Source organism: Acidobacteriota bacterium, from assembly GCA_003225175.1.
Taxonomy (GTDB): domain Bacteria; phylum Acidobacteriota; class Terriglobia; order Terriglobales; family Acidobacteriaceae; genus Gp1-AA112.
In genome coordinates, this window is record QIBA01000250.1 from 1,675 (window position 1) to 2,575 (window position 901).

Annotated in this window: 1 pseudogene (cut by a window edge); it reads right to left on the minus strand. The window is 26.2% G+C overall.

Features of this window, described 5'->3' with window-relative positions:
- A pseudogene (locus tag DMG62_25115) lies at positions 1-812 on the minus strand (hypothetical protein) (it extends 37 nt beyond the left edge of the window).
- Positions 813-901: the final 89 nt, after the last annotated feature.

Below are 901 nucleotides of genomic sequence, written 5' to 3' on the forward strand. Positions count from 1 at the left end.
TTACCCTTTTCTTTAACGTCTATTTTATCTCCTTTTTCCTTCTCAGTTAATCCTTTGTATATATCGTTAATAACATATTCTTCTATTAATAATTCCTCTTCATCTAATTTTCCTGGTCTTTTTAAATCTTCTAATTCTTGTGCTTCTCTAACAGTTAACATTTTCTTTTCTTCAAAGTATCTAATCCTTTGAATAATATTTTCTCGTAGTCTTTCCCTTGCCTTAATTAATTCTTCATCTATTTCATCGCCTATTTTGTTTTTTATTCTATCATATTTTCTTTTCTTTTCATTATATCTTTTTCTTTCATTATTCTCCTTTTCTTCTAATAATATTCCTTCATATATTTCATTAATAGTATGTTCTCTCCATGTTGTCGATTCTTCTATCTTATCAAATCTTCCTTTTAGAAAATTAAGTGTTTCTCTTTCTTCTTTTGTTAAAATTTTCTTCTTTTCAAGATATTCAATTGTTCGTTCACAAAGTCTTTTACTATAATTTACTATTGTATGTTCTATTTCCTCTCCAAATTTTTCTTTTAGTATTTTGTATTTTCTTTTGATAAAATCTTTCTCTGTATCTTTTGTTAAATCTTCTGATTTTATACTATTTAGATCTTCTGATTTAATACTTCTTAATTCGTCAACATTTTTAATTTTTTCCATTTTTCGTAATCTTCTCATCTCTGTTTCCCTTCTTAATTCATCAATTTCATCGTCACTTAGTATCTTATCTTCTGAAGTATCCCATTTTTTTACATCTCTATCTCTTTCTTCCCTTAATGTTCTTAATCTCTCTAAATCCTTTGCCATTTCTAAAGTTTCCTTTTCATTCAATTTGCTTCCTTCTATTTTTGGACTTGTTTCCTTTGGACTATTTTCTTTTGAACTACTTTCTTCTT